Genomic DNA, 19,750 nt, shown 5'->3' on the forward strand with positions numbered 1-19,750 from the left:
ATGGGGGACGAAAGCGCGGCACACCTGATCGATCAAGGATCGTCACGATGCCTGTGACCCGGATTCACCGCAAGCCGACGCCCGCACGGAACGCGACCGCCGACGCAGCGCAGGGATATGCATGGATCGACGCGGTGCCGTGGCCGTGCATCGTGTTCGACCGCCACGACGGCAACGCACTGGCCTGCAACGCGGCTTTCCGCGACGAGTTCCCCCAGTTCGAGCGCGCACCGGCGCGCGCACACTTCGACGCAGCGTTCGAAAGCACCAGCGGCCAGGGCGGCAAGCCGATCTACTACGCCGCGCAGACGCGACGCTGGTATCGCATCGACAACGGCCAGCCGACCGTCGCCGCGCCGGCCGAGGCGCTGTTCATCACCAATATCAGCGAGTGCATCGACCTGCTGCGCCGCCACCAGGCGCAGCACGAACAGCTGTTGTCCACCTCGCGCATGATGAGCGTGGGCGAGATGGCGACCACGCTGGCGCATGAACTCAACCAGCCGCTGGCCGCGGCGGTGAACTACTTGAACGGCTGCGAACAGCTGGCGGGCGAGACGCAGGGGTCGGGCCATCTGCTGCAGGGCATCCGCCTGGCCAAGCGCCAGGCCGAACGCGCCGCGCAGATCATCGGCAGCATCCGCGAGTTCGTGCGCAGCCGCGAACCGCACCGGCAGAACCTGGATGCGCATGCGCTGGTGCACGGCGTGATCGAGCTGCTGCGGCTGGAGGCTGAGCAGTTCCAGGTCGCCATCGTCGACGCGCTGCCGGCGGACCTGCCGCCGATCTTCGCCGACCGCGTGATGATCGAGCAGGTGCTGCTCAACCTGATCAAGAACGCGATCGAAGCCATGCGCGAGACACCGCCGGCGCGGCGCGGCATCCGCGTCACCGCGCGGGTGGACTACGACGGCATGGTGGAGATCCGCGTGGTCGACCAGGGCTGCGGCCTCGGCGCCGCCGACATGCAACGGCTGTTCACGCCGCTGTACACCACCAAGCCCGACGGGCTGGGGATCGGCCTGGCCATCTGCCGCTCGATCGTCGAATACCACGAGGGACGCCTGTTCGCCGAACCGAACCCGGAAGGGCGCGGCGGCTGCGCCATGGCGTTCACCGTGCCACGAGGGAACGCTGCATGACATCGGCCAACCACGGCACCCGCATCTACCTGGTGGACGACCACCAGGAGTTCCGCGATTCCTGTGTCTGGATCCTGGAGCAGACCGGCTTCGAGGTGCAGGCGTTTTCCAGCGCGGAGGCCCTGCTGAAGGAGATCGCGCGCACGCCGCCGCCGGCGCGCAGCTGCGTGGTCAGCGATATCCGCATGCCCGGCATGAGCGGGCTGGAACTGCAGAGCGAGCTGGCCCACCGCGGCCTGGCGCTGCCGCTGATCTTCGTTACCGGCCACGGCGACGTGCCGCTGGCGGTGGATGCGATGCGCCATGGCGCGGCCAATTTCATCGAGAAGCCGTTCGACGCGCCGCTATTGATCGAGGCGATCCAGTCCGCGCTGTCGGCGCACGCGCCGCAGGCGGCTTCCGGCGCGCTGGCGAACCTGACCCGGCGCGAGCGGCAGGTACTGGACGGCATCATGAGCGGGAAACTCAATAAAGTGATCGCGGACGATCTGAAGATCAGCCCCAAGACCGTGGAACTGCACCGCGCCAACCTGATGGCCAAGCTCGGTGCGCACAACGTGGTCGAACTGACGCGCGCCGTGCTGGGCCAGGCTTGAGCATGGTCGCCATGGAGGCCGTACCGGCCATTCCCCCGCCCGGCGACGGCTTGCTCGCCGCGGCCCGCGCATTGCTGTCGCGCGGCAACGTATTGGCTTATGCCGACGCCATCGGCGTGCTCACCGTGCAGGCCGGACGCGGCCAGCGCCACGCCGCCGGCCTGGCCTGCGTGCGGCTCGATCATGCGCATGGCTCGTGCTGGCTGGCCCTGGAGCAGGAGCGCGGCGAAAGCCCGCTTGGCGATGCGCGCTGGCAGGACTACGACGGCGAGGCTCGCCTGCTCGCCTGGTCGCTCTCGCACGAAGCGCTGGTCGGTGCGCTGGGTGCGCTGCTCGGCCAGGACGCGCTGCCGGCGGCCTTCCTGCCGATCGGCGGCGAGCGCGACAAGCTGTGGCTCAAGCTGCTGTGGCAGGAGCACGACGGCGGCACCGTCGGCGGCTGGGTCGGCCTGGCCGAAACCGACGTGCGCGCGCTGGCGGCACGCAGCGAGTGGCGGCAGGACCCGTCTACGCCCGCGCTGATCGGCGACATTGCATCTCTCTCACTGCGCCTGGTGGTGCCGGGGCACGCACTCGATGCCGCCGCCGCGGCCGCACTCGCGCCCGGCGACGTGCTGGTCGTCGGCCACGAGGCGGACTGCGAAGCGCGGCTGCAGCCGGACGACGAAAGCGCACGCCACGTTTTCGGCCTGCCCGAAGGCTGGGCGGTGCAGCGGCGCCAGGGCGAGTGGCAGATCGTGCAGCGCCCGCTGATGGCCGTGGGCAACGACTCCGCGCGCCCGCTGTTCCTGCTGACGCGGCTGAACATGAGCCTCGACGACCTGGGAGCCCTGCGCGCCGGCAGCGTGCTGCAGGTGGACGGTGTGCTGGTCGGCGCCACCGTCGGGATCATGCTCGGCGGACGGCGCTACGGCGAAGGCAGCGTGGTGCGGCTGGGCGAATGGCTGGGCGTACGTATTGCGCAAAGGGACTGAGCATGGATTTCAATAGTTTCTCGCCGGCGCTGGTCATCACCATGGTGGTGGCGCTGGCGATGGCGCCGTTCGTCGCGGTGATGGTCACCTCGTTCACCAAGATCGTGGTGGTGCTGAGCCTGCTGCGCAACGCGCTGGGGCTGCAGCAGGTGCCGCCGAACGTGGTGATCAACGGGTTGGCCATCATCCTGTCGATCTACGTGATGAACCCGGTGCTCGGCGACAGCTACCGCGACGTGCAGACGCAGATGAGCACGCAGGCGCCCGGGCCGATGACCATGGAGAAACTCGGCCAGCTGGTGCAATCGGGCAAGGAGCCGCTGCGGCGCTTTTTGATCAAGCACAGCAACGAGAACGAGCGCGGTTTTTTTCTCGCCAGCGCCAAGCGCCTGCTGCCGGCGGACCGCCAGGCCGACCTCACCAACGAGGACTACATGGTGATCGTGCCCGCGTTCACCGTGAGCGAGCTGACCCAGGCGTTCCAGATCGGCTTCCTGATCTTCCTGCCGTTCCTGGTGATCGACCTGGTGGTGTCCAACATCCTGCTGGCGATGGGCATGATGATGCTGTCGCCGACCATGGTGTCGCTGCCGTTCAAGTTATTGCTGTTCGTGCTGCTCAGCGGCTGGGCCAAGCTGATCCACGGCCTGGTGATGACCTACCAATAGGAGGCGGGCATGTACGATCAGGAAATCCAGCTCGCCCGCGAAGCCCTGTGGCTGGTGCTGGTGCTGTCCGCGCCGCCGATCCTGGCCGCGGCCATCGCCGGCCTGCTGGTGGCGTTTCTGCAGGCGGCTACGCAGATCCAGGAACAGACCTTCCCCTACGCGGTGAAATTCGTGGTGGTCGTCGTCGCGCTGCTGGGTACGGCGGCGATGCTCGGCGGCACCCTGTTCAAGTTCGCCGACCGCTTGTTCAGCGGCTTCCCCGGCATGCTGCATTGAGCGCGCGATGACGGGGGACGCGTTTTCCGTTCAATACCTGGGCGACCAGCTCACCGGCGTGGCGCTGACTTTGCCGCGCATCGTCGCGGCCTTCCTGGTGCTGCCGCTGATGACGGCGGAGACGGTACCGTCGCTGGTGCGCAACAGCTTCTATGTGAGCCTGGCGATCCTGGCCTATCCGCTCGCTGCCGCCGCCAGCCCCGGCATGACGGTGATGACCGGCGCCAACTGGATCGGCGTACTGGGCAAGGAAGTCTTTATCGGGCTGCTGATCGGCTTCTGCTTCGGCATGGTGTTCTGGGCGCTGGGTGCGGCGGGCGCGGTGATCGACACCAAGGCCGGCTCGTCGATGTCGATGGACATGGACCCGATCGCCGGCCAGCAGAGCACGCTCACCAGCGTGTTCCTGATGCAGCTGGCGACCTGGCTGTTCATGACCAGCGGCGCGTTCACCGTATTCCTGGACCTGCTGATGTCCAGCTATGCGCTGTGGCCGGTGACGAGCATGCTGCCGCCGCTGAAGGCCGGCGGCATGGAGTTCTTTATCGGCCAGTTCAATTACCTGATGACGGCCGTGCTGGTGCTGTCGGCGCCGGCCCTGGTGGTGATGTCGCTGGTGGATATCGCGCTGGGCCTGGTCAACCGCTATGCGCAGCAGTTGAACGTGTTCGCGCTGGCGATGCCGATCAAGGCGTGGATGTCCACCTGGGTGCTGCTGCTGGCGCTGGGCGCGATGGTGGAAGTAGTGATGCGCAAGCTGTACGAGAACCGCGGACTGCTGAAGATGCTGCAGTCGATTCTTTGAGGGCTATTTGCCGTCGCGCGAATCGCGGATCGACTCGGCCCAGCGCAACAGCTCGGCCACGGCTTCGAAGAAATCGGACGGCAGGTACTCGTCCACTTCCACTTTCTCGTACAGGCCGCGCGCCAGGGTGACGTTGCGCATGATCGGCACGCCGGCTTCCTCGGCGGCCTGGCGGATCAGCGCGGCTTCGTGGTCCTCGCCCTTGGCCACGATCACCGGCAGGTCGTCCTCGCCCTGCTGATAGCGGATGGCGATGGCCAGATGGGTGGGGTTGGTGACCACCACGCTGGCGCTGCGCACGCCGGCCAGGGTGTTCTGCTGCGCCCACTCCTGGTGCAGCTGGCGGCGGCGGCCTTTCACCATCGGGTCGCCTTCGTTGTCCTTGAGCTCCTGCTTGATGTCGCGGCGGCTCATCTTCATTTTCCTGGTGAACGCGTAGCGCTGGTAGAACGCATCCAGCACCGACACGAAGAAGAAAACGAAGATCACCCCGGTCGCCAGGCGCTTCACCGCCACCCAGTGCGCCTCGCCCAGCATTTCCGGCGGCGCCTGCGGCAGCTGCGCGAACTGGCCGATCAGCGCGAACAGCACCCAGGCGAACAGGCCGATCAGCAGGCCGCTCTTGGCGATGGCCTTGATCACCTCCACCAGGTTCTCCTGCGAGAACAGCCGCTTGATGCCCTCGGCCGGATTCATGCGGCTGGCGTCGGGCTTGAGCTTCCTGGGCGCGAACACCGGCCCGACCTGCAGGAATTCCACCATCGCGCCCACCGCCACCGCGCCGAGCAGGAAGGGCAAGGTCAACCACAGGAAGGCTTCCAGCGTGGCCAGCCCCACCGTATGCAGCGCCTGGCCGAATGGCTGATTGAGGCCGGACAGGGTGGTATCGAACAATCCGCTGAGACGAGCGCGGATCAGCGGCATGCCCATCATCACCATCAGCAGCCAGGCCAATACCAGTACGGTGCTGGTCAGCTCGCGGCTCTTGTGGACGTCGCCTTCCTTGCGGGCGTCGCGCAAGCGTTTCGGGGTGGGTTTTTCGGTGCGGTCACCGCTGTCCTTGTTCTGCCCGGCCATGAGTCCGCTCGCGCCTGTGGCGGTCAACCGATGCTACGCCCTGGCGTTGGGCATTCACCGTGACCAGGACGCCAGTGTGGACAGGCCGGCCGCTGCCGACCACCTAGGGATTACCCCAGCTGATTCAGCACCATGCGAGACCTAGACTGATGCCAAGCATCGATTCCACGCCGGGTGCCATGAGCCTTTCCGAACTCCAGCCGCGTCCGCTTGCGCCGTCCCTCGAGGCCGGCGGCCTGCACGCGCTGGCGGGCCAGGCCCTGGCGCAGCGCCTGCCGGCAAGCCACGGCAACCAGCTGCTGGGCCTGGACGTGTGGGCCGGCAGCAGCGCCGCGGAACGCCTGCTGGGCGGCGCCCCGGCCCTGCCCGGCGGCGGTGCGCATCTGGACCAGGTCGTCAGCCACATCCTGGCCCCGCTCGGCTGATCCGGCGCGAGCGCCCGCATGAGCGCCCAGCTGCAACCGCTTGCCGCACCGCTGCTGGAAACCGCGCGGCGGCTGATCGGTGCGCTTCAGCAAGAACCTTCCGTCGAGATGCGCCTGGCGCTGGCCAAGCGCGTGGTGCGCCAGCTCGGCGACGAGGCGTATCCGGTGTTCCTCAAGATCCTGCTGATCGTGGCGGAAAGCGAAGACAGCGCCGCCAAGCAACTGGTGGCCGACCTGCTCGCCGCCGCCGCGCGCCGCATGGATCTGCCCAGCGGCCCCTTGAGCGCCTGGGGCGGCTCCAGCGGCGAAGGCGCCGGCATGAATGCGCACACGCGCCGCCGCCTGCTCGGTCCGATCGAATATCTCACCGTGTGGCATTGCCAGCAGACCCAGCGCCCGATGCTGGAAGAAGCGCTGTACGCCGATGCGGTGCGCAAGCTGCTGGCGCTGTTCGATCTCAATCCCGAACTGCGCGAGCTGTACGCCGGCAAGCTCGGCTCCGATGCCGGCGGCGAACTGGAAGGCACCTACACGCGCGATACGCGCGACATCCTGAGCCGCATGGCGCAGCGCTGGCGCAAGCCGCAGAGCACGCCGGACGAAGTCGTGCGCGCCGCCTTGCGCGGCGATGCGCCGGATACGCCGGTGCCGCCGGGCTGGATCGTGCATCGGCTGTGATCAGGCCTGCGCGGCCGCGGCCTCGCTCACACCCCAATCCGCCGCGGCCAGTTCGAAACGGCGCGCCGCTTTGCCCGCGTATTCGCAAGCGCCGGTTTCACGGAAGCCCAAGCGTTCCAGTACGCGTGCGACCACTTCGTTCTGCGGATGGTGGTAAGCCGCGAGCGCCGGCAAGCCCAGCACCGCAAAGGCCTGCCGGCACAGCAGCCGGCCGCCCTCGATCGCATACCAGCGCCCCCATGCCTGGGCCGTGAGCCGCGCGCCGATTTCGACTTCGCCGGTGGCCTGCACCGGCATCAGCGAGAAGGTGCCGAGAAATTCCCCGCCCATCGAATCGGCGCGCCAGATGCCCAGGCCACGATGCCTGGCGTAGATCTGGTTGACCCAGGCCACCAGGGCGGCGACGTCGATAAAGCGCGTGGGGCAATCGTCCAGCTGGAACTGGCGCACCTGCGGCTGGGCGTATAGACGGCTAAGCCAGGGAATGTCGCCGTAGCTCAGCTGGCGCAAGCGAATGCGGCGGCTGCGCGCGATTTCCACGCCAGCGGCCGGCGCCATGGGCCGCGCCCTGACCTGCCGTTCCGCCGTATCGCTCATGGCCGTGCCCGAAGTCGATGCTTGCGCGACTCTGACGCGCGGCGGCGGCGCTGGCTAGCTGGGGATTTCCCCAGGCCGCTGCATCACAGCGCGACGAAGCCTTGCGGCGTGAGTCTGACCTCGCGCAAATCGACGCCCATTTTCTGCGCGGTACCGTTGACGCCTTCCTGCAGCCTGGCCAGGCTCATCTGATCGCCCTTACGCTGCAATGCGCTGCGCGTGGACGAGGCGATCATCGCGAGATAGCCGAAGGTCTCGGCCATTTCCTGCTTCTGCGCATCCGGCATGGCGACGAAGCGCGGATTGCGCGCCAGCGCCTGCTGCATGTTGCGGCGGACGGCATCGATGCCCGCGCGGTTCTGGCCGATGCTGCCGTTGTTCACCACTTCCCACGACAGCACCAGGTAGGCGGTGAATGCGTCGGCCACGTTATGGCTGTCGTAGCCGTACTGCTGCAGCAGCGCATCGAACTTCGCCAGCAGGCCTTCGCGCAGCAGCGCCTGGCGGTAGCTGTCCGGCTGGCGGCCGCCGAATTGGCGGGCGATGCGGTCGAGCACCGACCTGCTCACGTCCGCCGAGGGCTGGAATTGCAGGGCGGCGAGATTCGCGGCGCCGCCCTGGCTGGATGCGCCGCCGCGATGCGCCGCCTGACCCTGCTTCAGGATCACGTCGCCCATCACGTTGGAGCCGATCACTGCATTGTTGAGCACCATGCCCTGGCCCATGCCCACCGTGGCGCCGGCGTCGTACTGCGCGTGCGCGGTGCACGCCAGCAGCAACAGCAGCAGCGCGAGCGGGGAACGTTTCATGGGCATGGCTCCAGAAAAACAACGCGGGGGCATGGTAGCCCCCGCGTGTGAACAACCGGTGCAGCCGTTCGATCAGTTCTTGCGCGCCAGCGTGGTCAGGCCGTCGCCGATGGTCTTGATCGAGTTGCTGAAGGAGTTGGACAGGATGCCGAACATCTGCGACTGCGCGGAGAACTCGGCGTTGAGCTGCTGGAATACCTGCGCATCGTCCTTGCCGGTGTGCTGCGACATCTGGTTGGTCAGGTCCACCAGGTGCTGCGCCTGCTGGCCGAGCATCTTGCCCATCGCCTTGGCGATCGCCACCAGCCAGCTTTCGCCGAGGCCGTCGGAGTCCTTGTCGGAACCGCCCTTCAGCGCGCGCATCAGCGACTCGTTGTTGATGATGCTGTTGATGTCCTTGGTCATCGCGTCCTGCAGGTCGCTGCGGAAGCGGTCGGCGTCGCCGGTGTAGGCGCCGTTCGGGCCCTGGTGGTTGGCGGCGGCGATCACGTCGCTGGTGGCCTGCGGCAGCGCGCTGTCGTTCCAGCCGCTGAGCGACGCGGTGTCGCCGGTGAACGAGGCATTGAAAGCGTCGCTGGCGAGGGTGCCGCTGGGGCCGAACTGCTGCGTGATGGCGTTGGTGAAGGCCTCATGGGCGATCTGGCGCACCGCCGAGTTGAACACCAGCGAGGAACTGCCGCTGAGCGAGGTAGCCGTGGCGTCCAGGACGGGGTTGGCGATCGAGTTGAAGCTGATTCCGTGCGACATGGCGATTCCTCTGCATCTAGGGGGAAGGATTGGATGGCCGCTCCGCCGCGCCTTGCCGGCGCCGATGGCCTCGCCCCGTGCAGACCGCCTCCGGGCCGTAGGCGAAGTATCCGCAGGCACCGGACAGCGACCAGCTAGGTCGAACCCTAGATAGGGATATCCCCATGAGTGCCGCGCCCAAGGAATCGCAGGCACAAAAAAACCGCGCCTGGCGCGGTTTCCTGACCGTTCGCCGCTGTCGGCGAAGGAATGAATGGTGGCTAGAGGCGGGATCGAACCGCCGACCTCAGCATTATGAGTGCCGCGCTCTAACCATCTGAGCTACCTAGCCACGGTAAGGTCTTTCGCCCGGCGGGCGCGGAAGCACCGGGGCGAGGGCGCGGAAGTTTAGTCGGCCTTAGCCATGGGTTCAAGTCTCCGGTTCAGGCGTCGCTTGCCGGTGCTTCCGGGGCTGTGGTTGAATCGGTCGCGGGAACAAGGTGTTGCCGGCATCAAGGCAAGCGCCTGACCTAGGAGAAGACATGATCGACGTCGATGGCTACCGTCCGAATGTGGGCATCGTGCTGCTGAATACAGACGGCCGCCTGTTCTGGGCGCGCCGCGTCAATCGTGATGGCTGGCAGTTCCCCCAGGGCGGCATGCGCAGCGACGAGACCCCGCTGGAAGCCATGTACCGCGAGCTGGCCGAGGAAACCGGCCTGAACCCCGCCGACGTCGAAGTGATCGGCGCGACCCGCGGCTGGCTGCGCTACAAGCTGCCCAACCGCTATATCCGCCACCACCAGCGCCCCATGTGCATCGGCCAGAAGCAGGTGTGGTTCCTGCTGCGCCTGGTCGGCAGCGAAGAGGCCTTCTGTCTCGATGGCTGTGAGAAACCCGAGTTCGACCACTGGCGCTGGGTGGATTTCTGGTATCCGGCCAACCACGTGGTGAACTTCAAGCGCCAGGTCTACGAGCGGGCGCTGCGCCAGTTCGCGCCCATGGTCGAGACCCTGCTGAGCATCCAGCTCGGCAACCTGCCCCGGCAGGAAGAGACCGAGCGGCCGGGCGGCGGTCCGGGCTGCCAGGCTGCCTGACTACCTGGCCCGGGCATCCGGGCACGTAAGTTGACAATCATTCGCATTTGCGTTCCCATACGCCACATGTACATCTGCATGTGCAACGCCGTTACCGACCATGACATCCGCCGCGCCGCGGCCGATGGCGTGCATACCTTTGCCGAGCTGCAGGCCCGCACCGGCTGCTCGGATTGCTGCGGCTGCTGCGAGCAGGAAGCGCGCGCCACGCTCGGCAAGGCGGTGGAGCAGGTGCTGCTCCAGCTGCCCATCGTCACCGCTTAATACCGTCCCCACGGCTATGTTGGCGCCCGCGGTTCGCCGCGGGCGCTTTCGTGTGAGCGAAGCATTCCTATTTGCGTTCCATCATGGCGCGGCACGGACCCGTATAGTCGCCAGCTGCAGCGATCAGGAGACAACACCATGAAGGGCGACACCAAGGTCATCGAGTTCCTCAACAAGGTGCTCTACAACGAGCTCACCGCGATCAACCAGTACTTCCTGCATTACCGCATGTTCAAGGACTGGGGCTACGGCGAACTCGCCGAGCACGAGTACAAGGAATCGATCGAGGAAATGAAGCACGCCGACCACCTGATCGAGCGCATCCTGTTCCTCGAAGGCCTGCCCAACCTGCAGCACCTGGGCAAGCTGCGCATCGGTGAGAACGTGCTCGAATGCATCCAGGGCGACCTGGACCTGGAAATGGCCGCGGTGAAGGACCTGCGCGAAGCCATCGCCTACAGCGAAGGCATCGCCGACTACGTCAGCCGCGACATGTTCAAGGGCATCCTGCACGACGAGGAAGAACACATCGACTGGCTGGAAACCCAGCAGAGCCTGATCAAGGACATCGGCGCGGAGCGCTACCTGCAGAGCAAGATGTCCAGCTGATCCGTCACGATCCGGACATAAACGTCCCGGAATTATCGCGAAATGCAGGGAGTGGCCGCCGAAGCGTGCGGCCGTTCCTTGACGCTCTTGTCACGCCGCGGCTATACCGTGTTTTTTCCCGGGAAGGCCCCGCATGGCTTCACGTCCACCACCGCGCTTCGTCGTGCGACCGCACGATATGGCCGGCCAGCGCCGCCGCTGGATCTGGCTGGGCGTGGCATGGTTCGCCAGCGTGCTGCTGGTGGCCCTGGTCACCGGCCTGCTGGTCGGGCATGGCACGCCCGCGGCCAGCGAGCACCGCCAGGTGCAGGCGCTGAGCCGGGAGAACGACGACCTCAAGCAGCAGGTCACCAACCAGCTGCGCGCCGCCCAGGTCAACGACATCGCCAACCGCTCGCTGCGCACCACGCTGGCCGAGCGCGAAGAGGAAATCAGCGGCCTGCGCGCCGACCTCGACTTCTACGGCCGCCTGGTCGGCGGCGACGCCCAGCGCGGCGGCCTGCGCATCCAGAGCGTGCGGGTGCAGCCGATCGAAGGCACCCAGGGCTGGAACCTCACCGTCTCGCTCACCCAGAACGCCAAGCGCGGCGAAGACACCAGCGGCACCGCCACGCTCAGCGTGGAAGGCCTGCGCGGCGACAAGGTGGTGCGGCTGGACTGGGCCGCGCTCGGCGACACCGCGCAGAAGGATGGCCTGCCATTTCGCCTCAAGTATTTCCAGGAACTGCACGCCACCATCGTGCTGCCGGCGGATTTCCGCCCCAATCGCGTGTACGTCAGCGCGCAGCCCGCGGGCGACGATGCGGTCAGCCGCACGGTCGCCTGGACCGATGCCGTCGGCGGCACTCTCACCAAACCAGGGGATTCCCATGCTCAACCGTAAGCAGCGCACCGAGCGCACCAGCAGCAGCACCTCCCACGACACCAGCCTGATCGCCCGCGGCACGGTGATCCAGGGCGACCTGCGCTTCAATGGCGCGCTGCACCTGGACGGCCGCATCGAAGGCGCCGTGCTGGGCGAAGGCCCGGATGCCGTGTTCACCTTGAGCGAATCGGGCCAGGTGCACGGCGACATCCGCGTGCCCCACGCCATCATCAACGGCCAGGTGCAGGGCGACATCCACATCGAGGAGCGCCTGGAACTGGCGCCGCAGGCGCGCATCCACGGCGACGTGCACTACAAGACCCTGGAAATGGCCGCCGGCGCCCAGGTCAACGGCCGCATGTCGCACCGCACCGGCGAGGCCCCGCGCGAGCTGCCGTCGCCGGAAGAACTGGGCGAACCCGTTCCCGCCTGAGGCCGGCCCGAAACGCGGTATCCTTGCGCATCGCCCGCCGCAGCCCCATGTGATCGCGATGGATACCGTCGTTCCCTTCCCCACCGTTCCCGACTACCGCAGCGCCGGCGCACCGCTGGTGTTCACCGAGGCCGCCGCGCACAAGGTGCGCGAGCTGATCCAGGAAGAAGGCAATCCTTCGCTGAAGCTGCGCGTCTACATCACCGGCGGCGGCTGCTCGGGCTTCCAGTACGGCTTCACCTTCGACGAGGCCCAGGCCGAGGACGACTTCGCGCTGGAGCGCGAGGGGGTCACCCTGCTGGTGGATCCGCTCTCGCTGCAATATCTCACCGGCGCCGAGATCGACTACGCGGAAAACCTCAGCGGCTCGCAGTTCGTGATCCGCAATCCCAACGCCAAGACCACCTGCGGCTGCGGCTCCTCCTTCTCCGCCTAAAGGCCTCCCGGGCATGGACAGTAAGACCTTGCCGCGGCCCAACACCTTCGCCGGCCTCAGCCTGATCCTGGACCGCGTCGCCGAGCGGCGCGAGGAACTGGCCTGGGTGGCCGAACAGGGCGCCTCGCCCGAAGCGCGCTACCTGCTGCTGGACGGCCTGGGCGAAACCTATCTGCGCAAGGACGGCGAAGCGCTGCGCTGGCTCGACGCCGCTGAGCGCGCCAGCCTGCTCGGCGACATCGACGCCAGCCTGCTCGGCTTCGCCGACGACCGTCCGCACTTCGTGCTGGCGCTGGACGACGCCGAACGCGCCGCCGCGCTGGAAATCCCGCTCGACGCCCGCCGCGCCAACCTGCGCGATGCCGGCCTGCGCCTGCCCGCCGACGAAGCCGGCCTGTTCGCCTACGCCAAGGGCCTGGCGCACTGGCAGCGCGAGACGCGTTTCTGCGCACGCTGCGGCGCGCCGCTGGTGCTGGTCGCTTCCGGCCATCGCGCGCAATGCACCAACGCCGATTGCGGCCGCCTGCATTTCCCGCGCACCGACGCGGCGATCATCGTGCTGGTGGAACACGAAGGCGCCTGCCTGCTCGGCCGCCAGGCCGGCTGGCCGCCGGGGCGCTATTCCACCCTGGCCGGCTTCGTCGAACCCGGCGAAGCGCTGGAAGACGCGGTGCGCCGCGAAGTCGCCGAGGAATCCGGCGTGGTGGTGGGCGAGGTGCATTACCACTCCTCGCAGCCGTGGCCGCTGCCGGCCTCGCTGATGGTCGGCTTCATGGCCAAGGCGTTGTCGCCGGCGATCCGCCTGCGCGACGACGAACTCGAAGACGCCCGCTGGTTCACTCCGCGGCAGATCATGGACGGCCTCAACGACGGCAGCTTCCTGCCGTCGCCGCGCCTGTCGGTGTCGTACCACCTGCTCGCGCACTGGCTGCAGTGGCGCGCGGGGCTGGACCTCGACACGCTGGTCGAACAGGCGCACGCGGCGCGGACCACGCCGGCGCGCTGAAGCCGCGCATCACCAACGACGTATGACGTATAAAGAAAGGCCTGCCCGCCAGGCGCACGGCTGTCGCACGCTCCTCGCTACAATGCGGCCAACGCAAGGGAGTCCCACCGATGGCCGTCAGCCTGCTCACCGCTCTTATCGCCCTCGGCCTGCTGCACCTGCAGCCGGCGCTCGCGCACTGGCGCGGCGACGGCGGCTTCCGGCGCTGGGTGGCGCAGCTGGGCGACGCCAGCGGCGCCGGCCGCACGGTGATCGCGCTGGCCGTGCCGGTGGTGCTGTGCCTGCTGGCGATCTGGCTGATCAGCCTGCTGCCGATGCGCGACCTGGTGCTGCTGGCGTTCTCGCTCGCGGTGCTGCTGTACTGCTTCGGGCCGCATGCCTACGAAGCGGATCTGGAAGCGATCCTCAAGGCGCCGGACGGCGTCAGCCGCCAGGCCGCCGTGCAGGCGCTGTCGGACGAGGGCGAACCGATCGCCTGGAACGCCGTCGCGGTCGGCGAAGCCGTCGCCTATGCCGCGCTGCGCCGCCGCTTCGGCGTGCTGTTCTGGTTCTTCGTGCTCGGCCCGGCCGGTGCGCTGCTGTACCGCCTCGCGCAGACGCTGCGCAGCGACGCCAGCCTGCGCCTGGACACCGACGCGCAATCCATGGCCCGCCGCATCGCCCACGGCCTGGACTGGGTACCCGCGCAGCTGATGGTGTTCACCCTGGCCCTGGTCGGTCATTGGGACGCGGTGATCGGCGCCTGGCGCCAGTGGCACCAGCAGGCCATTCCCGGCAGCTGGCTGCGCGAAGGCCCCGGCTTTCTGGGCGCCGCCGCGCGTGCCGATATCGAGGTGGATATCGAAGCCGGCGACGGCTATGCCGAGGAACGCATCGACGTACTCGGCGAACTGCGTCGCCTGCGCAGCGCGCTGCTGCGCGCGCTGCTGGCGTGGATGAGCGTGGTGGCGCTGATCGTGCTGGCCGGCTGGCTGCACTGAGCCGCCGGCTCTCGCTTCAGGCCTTGTCGCCGCGCAGTTCGCGCACCCGCGCTTCCAGCACCGACAGCTGCGCCTCGGCGGGCGCCAGCGGTTCGCCGATCACCAGCTCCACCCGCGCACGGAAACGCCGCGGCAGCCGCGCGCGCCGCAGCATGTTGTCGCGCCGGCTCCACACGCTGCCCCACAGTCCGCGCAGCGCCATCGGCACCACCGGCACCGGACGCTGCTGCAGGATGTGCGCGACGCCGGGACGGAACGTCGCCACCTCGCCGTCCTTGGTCAGCCCGCCCTCCGGAAAGATGCACACCACTTCGCCGTCGGCGAGCGCCGCATCCACTTCCTCGTACGCCTTGCGCAGCACCTCGGGGTCTTCCTTCTGTCCCGCGATCGGAATCGCCTTCGCCGTGCGGAACACGAAGTTGAGCAGCGGGATGTTGAAGATCTTGTAGTACATGACGAAGCGCGCCGGCCGGCGCAGGTTCGCCATCAGCAGCAGCGGATCCATGAAGCTCACGTGGTTGCACACCAGCAGCACCGGGCCTTCTTCCGGAATGTGCTGCGTGCCGTCCACGCGCACCCGGTACAGCGTGTTCACCAGCACCCAGGTGATGAACCGCATCAGGAACTCGGGCACCAGGGTGAAGATGTACACCGCCACCGCGATGTTCAGCAACGCCGTCGCCAGGAAGATCTGCGCCGGCGTCAGCCCCGCCGCGCCCAACCCCAGGCCGAAGCCGGAAGCGACGCAGATCCACAGCGCATTGAGAATGTTGTTGCCCGCGATGATGCGCGACAGCTGCTCGCGCGGCGCGCGGCTCTGCACGAAGGCGAACAGCGGCACCACGTAGAAGCCGGCGAACATGCCCACCAGGGTGAGGTCCAGCGCGATGCGCCAGCTGCCGGGCGAATGCAGGAAGGCCGTCCAGTCCAGCCCATGCATCGGCGCCAGGCCGGAGCGCGCGAAGTACAGGTCCACGCCGAACACGGTCAGGCCGAACGCGCCCAGCGGCACCAGGCCCACCTCCACGCGGCGCCCGGACATGCGCTCGCACAGCAGCGAACCGATGCCCGTGCCGATCGAGAACAGCGTCAGCACCAGCGTGTTCACCGAGCCGTCGCCGCCCAGGTTCAACCGCGTGTAGTTCGGCAGCTGCGAGATCAGCACCGTGCCGAAGAACCAGAACCAGGAAATGCCCAGCACCGCGTTGAACACCGCGCGGTCGGCACGGGTCAGCTTCAGCACCTTCACCGTCTCGGTGTACGGATTCCAGCTGAAACGCAGGTCCGGCGCGGTGGCCGGCGCCGACGGAATCTGCCGCGAGGCGAAGTAGCCGATGCATGCCACCAGGATGGTCAGCGACGAAGCCGCCACCGGCCCGAAGCCCACGATCAGCATCAGCGCGTTGCCGGCGATCATGCCGACCAGCATCGCCAGCTGCGTGCCCATTTCCACCAGGCCGTTGCCGCCGACCAGCTCCTGAGGCTTGAGCGCCTGCGGCAGGATCGCGTACTTGATCGGCCCGAACACGGTCGAGTGCAGCCCCATCAGGAACAGCACCACCAGCAGCAGCGACACGTGATGCGTATAGAAGCCGATCGCCGCCAGCAGCATCGCGCCGATCTCGAACAGCTTCACGAAGCGGATGATGCGCGTCTTCTCGTACTTCTCGGCCAGCTGCCCCGCCGTGGCCGAGAACAGGAAGTACGGCAGGATGAACAGCGCCGGCGCCAGGCTGGTGTAGAGCGACACCGTGCGGTCGTCCAGCCCCATCTGGAACGCCACCAGCATGACCATGGCATTGCGGAACGCGTTGTCGTTGAACGCGCCCAGCGCCTGGGTCCAGAAGAACGGCGCGAAGCGGCGGCTGCCCAGCAGGGAAAACTGGCTCATGCAGGTCCTTGGCGTCAGAGCGGTGCGGCATAGCCTAGCCGGAAACCCGGCGGCGCCGGTGGCTACCCTCGCCGCGGCGTATCGGCAAAGATGCGGCAACGAACCGGGGGCGATCGATGAGCGATTCGAAGGACAGGCGCGCGGCGCCTGCGGGCCGGCGCTGACATGCTGGAAGCCATCCTGCAGATCCTGGGCGAACTGCTGTTGCAGCTGTTCGCCGAAACGCTGGCGGAGCTGGGCTTCCACGCCGTGCGCGAACCCTTCCGCCGGCGCCCGCATCCCGTCGTGGCGGTGATCGGGATGCTCCTGCTGGGCGGCCTGGCCGGCGGCTTGAGCCTGCTGGTCATGCCGGGCCACCTGGCGCACACCCAAACGCAGCGCCTGGCCAGCCTGGTGCTGGTGCCCGTCCTCGCCGGCGGCGCGATGATGCTGTTCGGCTACTGGCGCCAGCGCCGCGGCGATGCGCCGCTGCGCATCGACCGCTTCGCCTACGGCTACGTGTTCGCGCTGGCGATGGCGCTGGTGCGCTACTACCTCGCGCACTGAGCGGCGTAGGTTGGGGTGAGCCAAAGGCGAACCCCCAACGGTTCGATGAGCCTGGTCATGTTGGGGTTCGCCTTTGGCTCACCCCAACCTACGCGCTCAGCGGTGCAGCGCGCGGTGCGCGATGTCGCGCCGGCAGAACGCGCCGTCGAAATGCACCTTCGACACCGCCGCATAGGCCTGCTCGCGCGCCGCCGCGATGTCCTTGCCCAGCGCGCATACCGTCAGCACGCGGCCGCCGGCCGTCACCGGCTGGCCTTGCGCATCGAGCTTCGTGCCTGCGTGGAAAACCTTGGCGTCCGGACCGGACACGGCATCGAGCCCCGTGATCGCATCGCCGCTGCGCACCTTGCCTGGATAGCCGCCCGCGGCCATCACCACGCCGATCGAAGGGCGCGGGTCCCAATGCGCGGTGGTGTGGCGCAGCTCGCCGTCCAGCGCGGCTTCGATCAGCTCGACCAGGTCGGACTTCAGCCGCAGCATGATCGGCTGCGTTTCCGGGTCGCCGAAGCGCACGTTGAATTCGATCACCTTCGGCGCGCCGCTCTGGTCGATCATCAGGCCGGCATAGAGGAAGCCGATGAACGGCGCGCCCTCGGCGGCCATGCCGTGCAGGGTCGGCTCGATCACTTCCTTGAGGATGCGGCGCTCCACCTCCGGCGTCACCACCGGCGCGGGCGAGTACGCGCCCATGCCGCCGGTATTGGGGCCGAGGTCGCCCTCGTCGCGGCGCTTGTGGTCCTGGCTGCTGGCCATGGGCAGGGCGTGGCTGCCGTCGCTCATCACGATGTAGCTGGCTTCCTCGCCGTCGAGGAATTCCTCGATCACCACGCGCGCCGAAGCATCGCCGAAGCTGTGCGCGCCGAGCATGTCGTGCAGCGCGAGCTCCGCGTCGGCCAGCGTGAGCGCCACCACTACGCCCTTGCCGGCGGCCAGGCCGTCGGCCTTGATCACGATCGGCGCGCCGTGCTTGCGCACATAGGCCAGCGCCGGTTCCAGCTGGGTGAACACCGCGTAGCGCGCGGTGGGGATGTTGTGGCGGAGCAGGAAATCCTTGGCGAAGGCCTTGGAGCCTTCCAGCTGTGCGGCGACCGCGCGCGGCCCGAAGATGCGCAGGCCGGCGGCGCGGAACTTGTCGACCACGCCGGCCACCAGCGGCACTTCGGGGCCGACCACGGTCAGCTCGACTTTCTCCTCGCGCGCCAGCTTGAGCAGGCCGTCCAGGTCGGTCACCGCCACGTCCGCGTTGCGCAGGCCGCGCTCGCGCGCCGTGCCGGCGTTGCCGGGCGCGACGATCACCTCGCTCACGCGCGGCGACTGCTTGAGCTTCCACGCCAGCGCGTGTTCGCGACCGCCGTTGCCGATGACCAGAACTTTCATGCCTTGCTCCACTACGAAGGGATGCGCCTGCACGGCGCAGCGCGACATTGTAGCGGGCGGGACCGCCCAGGCGGCCCTCAGCGGCCGATCAGCTCCATCAGCGCGCTGCGCGGCAGCTTGCCGGTCTCGTTGCGCGGCAGCGCGTCGACCAGGCGCAGCGGGCGCGGCAGGAACACCGGTTCCACCGAGCCGCGCAGGGCTTCCAGGATGCCGTGCTCGTCCAGCCCCGGCGCCACCGCCAGGGCGGCGATGCGCTTGACGCCGATGGCGTCGCCGTCGAGCTGGAACACCACGCCGTCGCGCACGCCCGGCACCGCCAGCAGGCGGCGGGTGAGATCGCCCAGCGAAGCGCGCTTGCCGGCGATTTCCAACAGGTCCGCATGGCGGCCGCACAGGCGGAAGCGGCGGCCCTCGTCCTGCAGGGCGACGATGTCGGCCAGGGCGATCGGCTGGTCCAGCTGCGGCGCGTCGACCAGGGTGCCGTCCGGCTGCGGATGCAGGCGCACGCCGTCGTACAGCGTCCAGGGCTCGTCCGCGGCGGCGCGGCGCGAGGCGATCACGCAGGTTTCGGTGGAGCCGAACACTTCCAGCAGCGGCGCGCCGAAGCGCTGTTCCGCGGCGGCGGCCAGCTCCGCCGGCATCGGCGCGGTGGCCGACATCATGGCGGCGATCGGCGGCAACGCGACGCCGGATTCGATCAGGGCGCGCAGATGGATCGGCGTGATCACCAGCACGCGCGGGCCGCGCGTCTGCGCCAGCGCGTCGGCCACGTCGGCCGGGAAGAACGGCCGCGCCGCATGCACGCCCACGTCGCCCAGCAGCGGCAGCAGCACCGAGGCCTCCATGCCGTACATGTGCTGCGGCGGCACCGTGGCCACCACGTCGAAACGCGGGCCGACGACGGCGCGCAGCGCGCGCATGTTGCCGGCGTTGCTGGCGTGGAAGCTGCGCCAGGTCTTCGGGTAGGCCTTCGGCACGCCGGTGGAACCGGAGGTGTAGCCGATCGCCACTACCTGCTCGGCCGGAATCAGCGGAGCCGGCGTTTCGCCGTCGGCGGCGGGCGCGTCCAGCACGGGCATCAGGCGGTAGCCGGGCGGTGGGGCATCCAGCGCCAGTTCGCCCAGCGCGTAACTGCCCGGATGCGCCGCCATCACTTCCATCACCGCCTGCGGCTGGCGCGAGGACGGCAGCAGGTTGGCCTGGCCGCGCAGCGCGATGGCGCAGAACGCGACCAGGAAGGCGTAGCGGTCATCGCACAGGTTCACCGCCGCGGTGGCGGTGGGCAGCCCGGCCGCCACCTGCTGCACGTGCGCCAGGAACTGCGCGGCGCTCACCGCCCCGGCGCCGCGCCAGGCCACCGTGCGCGCCGCATGGCCGGCCACCAGCAGCGGCAGGCCGGTGCTGGCCGGATCGTGGCGGTAGCTGTCGTAGACAATGGCCAAGCGGTGTTCTCCCCGTACTGTTCACCGGCAA

At 68.3% G+C, this 19,750-nt stretch carries 24 protein-coding genes and 1 tRNA gene; 17 read left to right on the plus strand and 8 right to left on the minus strand.

The window, feature by feature from the left end:
* Positions 1 to 47: 47 nt before the first annotated feature.
* The 6 genes from ISN75_RS20780 to sctT are packed head-to-tail and all read left to right on the plus strand — an operon-like array spanning position 48 to position 4,461.
* Positions 48 to 1,142, plus strand: coding sequence for a sensor histidine kinase (locus ISN75_RS20780; RefSeq protein WP_167253252.1), 1,095 nt, complete (start codon positions 48 to 50; stop codon positions 1,140 to 1,142).
* Positions 1,139 to 1,738 (plus strand): response regulator transcription factor, encoded by a 600-nt coding sequence (locus ISN75_RS20785; protein ID WP_167253250.1) that lies wholly within the window; start codon positions 1,139 to 1,141, stop codon positions 1,736 to 1,738. Before ISN75_RS20780 ends, ISN75_RS20785 begins: the two co-directional genes overlap by 4 nt.
* Before the next feature lie 2 nt (positions 1,739 to 1,740).
* Positions 1,741 to 2,712: a FliM/FliN family flagellar motor switch protein gene (locus ISN75_RS20790; RefSeq protein WP_168648379.1), complete on the plus strand. Its 972-nt coding sequence runs from the start codon at positions 1,741 to 1,743 to the stop codon at positions 2,710 to 2,712.
* 2 nt (positions 2,713 to 2,714) lie between these two features.
* Positions 2,715 to 3,380 (plus strand): type III secretion system export apparatus subunit SctR, encoded by a 666-nt coding sequence (sctR, locus tag ISN75_RS20795; protein ID WP_167253246.1) that lies wholly within the window; start codon positions 2,715 to 2,717, stop codon positions 3,378 to 3,380.
* A gap of 9 nt (positions 3,381 to 3,389) precedes the next feature.
* Positions 3,390 to 3,656, plus strand: coding sequence for a type III secretion system export apparatus subunit SctS (gene sctS / locus ISN75_RS20800; RefSeq protein WP_167253244.1), 267 nt, complete (start codon positions 3,390 to 3,392; stop codon positions 3,654 to 3,656).
* A gap of 7 nt (positions 3,657 to 3,663) precedes the next feature.
* Positions 3,664 to 4,461: a type III secretion system export apparatus subunit SctT gene (gene sctT, locus ISN75_RS20805; RefSeq protein WP_168648380.1), complete on the plus strand. Its 798-nt coding sequence runs from the start codon at positions 3,664 to 3,666 to the stop codon at positions 4,459 to 4,461.
* A 3-nt stretch (positions 4,462 to 4,464) separates the two neighbouring features.
* Here sctT and sctU read toward each other — a convergent pair whose 3' ends face one another.
* Positions 4,465 to 5,538: a type III secretion system export apparatus subunit SctU gene (gene sctU / locus ISN75_RS20810; protein ID WP_168648381.1), complete on the minus strand. Its 1,074-nt coding sequence runs from the start codon at positions 5,536 to 5,538 to the stop codon at positions 4,465 to 4,467.
* Positions 5,539 to 5,717: 179 nt separating this feature from the next.
* On the opposite strand from sctU, the gene ISN75_RS20815 reads away from it, so the two are divergent.
* Positions 5,718 to 5,963, plus strand: a complete 246-nt coding sequence (locus tag ISN75_RS20815) for a hypothetical protein (RefSeq protein WP_168648382.1) — start codon at positions 5,718 to 5,720, stop codon at positions 5,961 to 5,963.
* A gap of 18 nt (positions 5,964 to 5,981) precedes the next feature.
* Positions 5,982 to 6,641 carry a hypothetical protein gene (locus ISN75_RS20820; protein WP_168648383.1) on the plus strand — a complete coding sequence of 220 codons (660 nt, stop codon included), beginning with the start codon at positions 5,982 to 5,984 and terminating at the stop codon, positions 6,639 to 6,641.
* Here ISN75_RS20820 and ISN75_RS20825 read toward each other — a convergent pair whose 3' ends face one another.
* From ISN75_RS20825 to ISN75_RS20840, 4 genes are all read right to left on the minus strand, one after another.
* Complete coding sequence (locus ISN75_RS20825; protein ID WP_168648384.1) at positions 6,642 to 7,199, minus strand: GNAT family N-acetyltransferase; 558 nt, start codon at positions 7,197 to 7,199, stop codon at positions 6,642 to 6,644.
* Positions 7,200 to 7,321: 122 nt separating this feature from the next.
* Entirely contained in the window at positions 7,322 to 8,047 is a 726-nt protein-coding gene (locus tag ISN75_RS20830) for a DUF6683 family protein (RefSeq protein ID WP_168648385.1), read from the minus strand.
* Between the two features lie 72 nt (positions 8,048 to 8,119).
* Complete coding sequence (locus ISN75_RS20835; RefSeq protein ID WP_343817996.1) at positions 8,120 to 8,794, minus strand: hypothetical protein; 675 nt, start codon at positions 8,792 to 8,794, stop codon at positions 8,120 to 8,122.
* 254 nt (positions 8,795 to 9,048) lie between these two features.
* Positions 9,049 to 9,125, minus strand: a tRNA-Met gene (locus ISN75_RS20840).
* A 190-nt stretch (positions 9,126 to 9,315) separates the two neighbouring features.
* On the opposite strand from ISN75_RS20840, the gene ISN75_RS20845 reads away from it, so the two are divergent.
* From ISN75_RS20845 to ampE, 8 genes are all read left to right on the plus strand, one after another.
* The gene (locus ISN75_RS20845; RefSeq protein ID WP_168648386.1) at positions 9,316 to 9,870 is read left to right on the plus strand and encodes an RNA pyrophosphohydrolase; all 555 of its coding nucleotides are present in this window, start codon (positions 9,316 to 9,318) and stop codon (positions 9,868 to 9,870) included.
* 66 nt (positions 9,871 to 9,936) lie between these two features.
* A complete protein-coding gene (locus ISN75_RS20850; RefSeq protein WP_167253227.1) occupies positions 9,937 to 10,134 on the plus strand; it encodes a (2Fe-2S)-binding protein in 198 nt (65 codons plus the stop codon).
* 138 nt (positions 10,135 to 10,272) lie between these two features.
* Positions 10,273 to 10,743, plus strand: coding sequence for a bacterioferritin (gene bfr, locus ISN75_RS20855; protein WP_167253226.1), 471 nt, complete (start codon positions 10,273 to 10,275; stop codon positions 10,741 to 10,743).
* A gap of 133 nt (positions 10,744 to 10,876) precedes the next feature.
* Entirely contained in the window at positions 10,877 to 11,626 is a 750-nt protein-coding gene (locus ISN75_RS20860; protein WP_167253224.1) for a DUF6776 family protein, read from the plus strand.
* Entirely contained in the window at positions 11,613 to 12,041 is a 429-nt protein-coding gene (locus ISN75_RS20865) for a bactofilin family protein (protein WP_167253222.1), read from the plus strand. The genes ISN75_RS20860 and ISN75_RS20865 overlap by 14 nt, the downstream gene beginning before the upstream one ends.
* A 58-nt stretch (positions 12,042 to 12,099) precedes the next feature.
* The gene (gene erpA, locus ISN75_RS20870) at positions 12,100 to 12,477 is read left to right on the plus strand and encodes an iron-sulfur cluster insertion protein ErpA (protein WP_167253220.1); all 378 of its coding nucleotides are present in this window, start codon (positions 12,100 to 12,102) and stop codon (positions 12,475 to 12,477) included.
* A gap of 13 nt (positions 12,478 to 12,490) precedes the next feature.
* Complete coding sequence (gene nudC / locus ISN75_RS20875; RefSeq protein WP_343818003.1) at positions 12,491 to 13,483, plus strand: NAD(+) diphosphatase; 993 nt, start codon at positions 12,491 to 12,493, stop codon at positions 13,481 to 13,483.
* A 110-nt stretch (positions 13,484 to 13,593) separates the two neighbouring features.
* Positions 13,594 to 14,463: a regulatory signaling modulator protein AmpE gene (gene ampE / locus ISN75_RS20880; RefSeq protein WP_343818005.1), complete on the plus strand. Its 870-nt coding sequence runs from the start codon at positions 13,594 to 13,596 to the stop codon at positions 14,461 to 14,463.
* Positions 14,464 to 14,479: 16 nt separating this feature from the next.
* Here the strand turns inward: ampE and ISN75_RS20885 are convergent, their stop codons facing one another.
* The gene (locus ISN75_RS20885) at positions 14,480 to 16,354 is read right to left on the minus strand and encodes an MFS transporter (protein WP_168648388.1); all 1,875 of its coding nucleotides are present in this window, start codon (positions 16,352 to 16,354) and stop codon (positions 14,480 to 14,482) included.
* 165 nt (positions 16,355 to 16,519) lie between these two features.
* On the opposite strand from ISN75_RS20885, the gene ISN75_RS20890 reads away from it, so the two are divergent.
* On the plus strand, positions 16,520 to 16,900 hold the full coding sequence (locus ISN75_RS20890; protein WP_168648389.1) for a hypothetical protein: 381 nt from the start codon (positions 16,520 to 16,522) through the stop codon (positions 16,898 to 16,900).
* A gap of 96 nt (positions 16,901 to 16,996) precedes the next feature.
* On the opposite strand, the gene purD is transcribed toward ISN75_RS20890, so the two are convergent.
* Positions 16,997 to 18,277: a phosphoribosylamine--glycine ligase gene (gene purD, locus ISN75_RS20895; protein WP_167253212.1), complete on the minus strand. Its 1,281-nt coding sequence runs from the start codon at positions 18,275 to 18,277 to the stop codon at positions 16,997 to 16,999.
* Positions 18,278 to 18,354: 77 nt separating this feature from the next.
* Entirely contained in the window at positions 18,355 to 19,719 is a 1,365-nt protein-coding gene (locus ISN75_RS20900) for an AMP-binding protein (RefSeq protein ID WP_168648390.1), read from the minus strand.
* Between the last annotated feature and the right edge of the window lie 31 nt (positions 19,720 to 19,750).

The organism is Dyella marensis (genome assembly GCF_049532885.1).
Classification (GTDB): Bacteria; Pseudomonadota; Gammaproteobacteria; order Xanthomonadales; family Rhodanobacteraceae; genus Dyella_D; species Dyella_D marensis.

Coding starts and splice junctions, on each gene's coding strand:
- erpA (WP_167253220.1), top strand. CDS start 12,100: ATGGATACCGTCGTTCCCTTCCCCACCGTTCCCGACTACCGCAGCGCC.
- ISN75_RS20890 (WP_168648389.1), top strand. CDS start 16,520: ATGCTGGAAGCCATCCTGCAGATCCTGGGCGAACTGCTGTTGCAGCTG.
- ISN75_RS20790 (WP_168648379.1), top strand. CDS start 1,741: ATGGTCGCCATGGAGGCCGTACCGGCCATTCCCCCGCCCGGCGACGGC.
- ISN75_RS20835 (WP_343817996.1), bottom strand. CDS start 8,794: ATGTCGCACGGAATCAGCTTCAACTCGATCGCCAACCCCGTCCTGGAC.
- ISN75_RS20820 (WP_168648383.1), top strand. CDS start 5,982: ATGAGCGCCCAGCTGCAACCGCTTGCCGCACCGCTGCTGGAAACCGCG.
- ISN75_RS20885 (WP_168648388.1), bottom strand. CDS start 16,354: ATGAGCCAGTTTTCCCTGCTGGGCAGCCGCCGCTTCGCGCCGTTCTTC.
- ISN75_RS20830 (WP_168648385.1), bottom strand. CDS start 8,047: ATGAAACGTTCCCCGCTCGCGCTGCTGCTGTTGCTGCTGGCGTGCACC.
- ISN75_RS20850 (WP_167253227.1), top strand. CDS start 9,937: ATGTACATCTGCATGTGCAACGCCGTTACCGACCATGACATCCGCCGC.
- ISN75_RS20860 (WP_167253224.1), top strand. CDS start 10,877: ATGGCTTCACGTCCACCACCGCGCTTCGTCGTGCGACCGCACGATATG.
- nudC (WP_343818003.1), top strand. CDS start 12,491: ATGGACAGTAAGACCTTGCCGCGGCCCAACACCTTCGCCGGCCTCAGC.
- bfr (WP_167253226.1), top strand. CDS start 10,273: ATGAAGGGCGACACCAAGGTCATCGAGTTCCTCAACAAGGTGCTCTAC.
- ampE (WP_343818005.1), top strand. CDS start 13,594: ATGGCCGTCAGCCTGCTCACCGCTCTTATCGCCCTCGGCCTGCTGCAC.
- ISN75_RS20780 (WP_167253252.1), top strand. CDS start 48: ATGCCTGTGACCCGGATTCACCGCAAGCCGACGCCCGCACGGAACGCG.
- ISN75_RS20865 (WP_167253222.1), top strand. CDS start 11,613: ATGCTCAACCGTAAGCAGCGCACCGAGCGCACCAGCAGCAGCACCTCC.
- purD (WP_167253212.1), bottom strand. CDS start 18,277: ATGAAAGTTCTGGTCATCGGCAACGGCGGTCGCGAACACGCGCTGGCG.
- ISN75_RS20845 (WP_168648386.1), top strand. CDS start 9,316: ATGATCGACGTCGATGGCTACCGTCCGAATGTGGGCATCGTGCTGCTG.
- sctS (WP_167253244.1), top strand. CDS start 3,390: ATGTACGATCAGGAAATCCAGCTCGCCCGCGAAGCCCTGTGGCTGGTG.
- sctR (WP_167253246.1), top strand. CDS start 2,715: ATGGATTTCAATAGTTTCTCGCCGGCGCTGGTCATCACCATGGTGGTG.
- ISN75_RS20785 (WP_167253250.1), top strand. CDS start 1,139: ATGACATCGGCCAACCACGGCACCCGCATCTACCTGGTGGACGACCAC.
- sctT (WP_168648380.1), top strand. CDS start 3,664: ATGACGGGGGACGCGTTTTCCGTTCAATACCTGGGCGACCAGCTCACC.
- ISN75_RS20825 (WP_168648384.1), bottom strand. CDS start 7,199: ATGGCGCCGGCCGCTGGCGTGGAAATCGCGCGCAGCCGCCGCATTCGC.
- ISN75_RS20815 (WP_168648382.1), top strand. CDS start 5,718: ATGAGCCTTTCCGAACTCCAGCCGCGTCCGCTTGCGCCGTCCCTCGAG.
- sctU (WP_168648381.1), bottom strand. CDS start 5,538: ATGGCCGGGCAGAACAAGGACAGCGGTGACCGCACCGAAAAACCCACC.